Raw genomic sequence first — 2,274 nt, forward strand, 5'->3', positions numbered from 1 at the left:
TCCTGCTTTGTGCATCAGCTTTACGCATGACCTCCTCGTCAAAGGCGAAAGAAAAAACGCGCCTAACGAGCTTGCAATTTAAAGGGCGGACGCATGAAGAAGCAGCGATTTACGGAAGAGCAGATTATTGCGGTATTGAAGGAGCAGGTGGCCGGCGCGAAGGCGGCCGACCTTTGCCGCGGGCATGGAATCAGAAGCAACGTTTTATAACTGGAAAGCCAAATACGGCGGCATGAAGGTCTCTGAGGCGAAGCGGCTGAAGGCGCTTGAGGACGAGAATGCCAGGCTGAAGAAGCTGCTCGCCGAACAGATGCTTGATGCGGCCGCCCTCCGCGAGCTTCTCCAAAAAAATGGTAGGGCCCGCCGCCAAGCGTGAACCCGTCACTCACCTGAAGACCGTCATGGGGCTTTCGGAACGGCGGGTCTGCCAGATCATAACTGCCGATCGCAAGACGATCCGTTACCAGTCGAACCGACCGTTGGAGACCGAATTGCGAGCAGGGCTGCGCGAGTTGGCTAATGAGCGAAGGCGTTTCGGCTACCGTCGACTGTTCGTCCTGATTCGGCGTGAAAGAAAGCCGTCCGGCGTCAATCGCATCTATCGGCTCTATCGCGAGGAAGGGCTTTCAGTACACAAGCGGAAGACCCGACGCCGTACTGTCGGCACGCGTGCTCCGATCGTGGTCGAAGCGAAGGCAAACGCCCGCGGGTCGCTGGATTTCGTCCACGACCGGTTTGCCTGCGGACGGGGGTTTCGTGTGCTCAACATCGTCGATGATGTGACGCGTGAATGCCTGGCAGCAATTCCAGACATCTCAATCTCCGGCCGCCGTGTCGCACGGGAGCTGACGATGCTGATCGAACGAAGGTGAGGGGCGAACCCAGGGGTATTTAGCTAAATATTTCGCATCCAATCACCCTCGCATTAGCAAGAGGCGTCCGCCGCCAAAGTTTTGAATTTGGAAGAGTGATCACCCAAGTGCAGTCCATTCCAACGCCACCTGGCGCAGTAGGTAATCGAGCGGCGCATTCAAGCAGGCTAGTAGAACGTCACATCGAGAGCGGGATCGTAGAGCCGTCTTGTTCCGCGTAAAACGTCAACGAGGGCTCGCTCGAAATTCCTACGTCAGCAAAAACCGTTTAACTTCAATATCTTGATGGCTTCGATCGTCGCCCGCAGTCGGTCCTCTGACTGCCGATTGCCGTTATTTGCATCGGGATGATGTAGCTTCAGCCGCTCTTTGTATCGTTGTCTGATGTCCTCAGGCGCTGCTGTTTGTTGAAGCCCAAGCGTTTCGAAGGCCTTTGCCTCAAGTGGCTTGAGGGTCCGCGAAGATGTTGCCGCGTTCTGTTGGCTCGCCTTGCCTCGTGCTCTCAGTGATTTCGCTGATCCCGACGGGACGGACGACGGCAGCGGGGTCTCGAATTTTGGCTGGTCCGTTTGTACACCGCGCGTGCCTATCTTACCAGCAGCCGCGTCGAGCTGGTACCTTGCTATAGCGGGATCCGAATGGCTTGGATAATAGCTGTAGCCCTTACCGTATGCCTTTGAATGCTCTAGACAGAAGGTGAGGTAAAGTCCCTCGGCGGCACTGCCTACCGGCGCTCTTTGAGTTCCCGAATTTTCGCAGCCGTCCCATTGGCACTTAGGCCCGCTCGGCTGGGTGGGCTTGTCACGGCTGCTGCGGATTGGCCTCAGGCCAACGAAGATTTTCGAATCATTCATCGGCATCATATATGGTGGACGAGGTGTCCTCAGCAAGGTCCGAGCTTGTTAGGAAACTCGTCTGCGGCCATTCGCGCGTTCTGATCATTCGACCTTCGCAGGTCGCCAGAACGGTTCAAATGCCTTTTTCAGGCGCTCACCTGTAAGGCTTGGTCAAATGTGTCATTTCTTGATGTGTATCACAGTTCGGATCAGTCCGACTAAGTGTACGACTTAGCACGTGCCCGTGACAGCGGACAGAGCAGATCAGTTCCAGTTGGGTGCAGACGTCAATTGATCGGCTGTTGCCGTCGGCGCGAGTTCACGCCACGGTTCTTAGTAGGAATGATTTTGCTTTTTTCCCGCTGATCTGGCTACCTTGCCAATTATGGGCGTTTCGTTCCTGATAATCTAGTCTTGGTCCGGTTTCACATGATCTGGGACGCTAGCTCATGGCCTAAAGTTCCATAAGCTATCTTATCGAATAACGGGATGTAGCCGCAAAGTTAGAATGTCCTAATTTAGCAAAGTTAGAGTGTCACACTCCCCGCGTTTGATAACGCGGAGAC

Annotated in this window: 1 protein-coding gene and 1 pseudogene; one reads left to right on the top strand and one right to left on the bottom strand. The window is 54.9% G+C overall.

Annotated features, from left to right (window positions below):
* Window positions 1-93: 93 nt before the first annotated feature.
* Window positions 94-869, top strand: a pseudogene (locus ACCD05_RS31605) (transposase); the annotation flags it as partial.
* 257 nt (window positions 870-1,126) lie between these two features.
* Here the strand turns inward: ACCD05_RS31605 and ACCD05_RS31610 are convergent.
* Window positions 1,127-1,726, bottom strand: a complete 600-nt coding sequence (locus ACCD05_RS31610; protein WP_112989893.1) for a J domain-containing protein — start codon at window positions 1,724-1,726, stop codon at window positions 1,127-1,129.
* Between the last annotated feature and the right edge of the window lie 548 nt (window positions 1,727-2,274).

Origin of the sequence: Rhizobium sp. Rhizsp42 (assembly GCF_047304155.1) — a bacterium.
Classification (GTDB): domain Bacteria; phylum Pseudomonadota; class Alphaproteobacteria; order Rhizobiales; family Rhizobiaceae; genus Rhizobium.

Bases quoted from the DNA above. Each gene is read 5' to 3' on its own strand.
- ACCD05_RS31610 (WP_112989893.1), bottom strand. From the start codon at position 1,726: ATGAATGATTCGAAAATCTTCGTTGGCCTGAGGCCAATCCGCAGCAGC.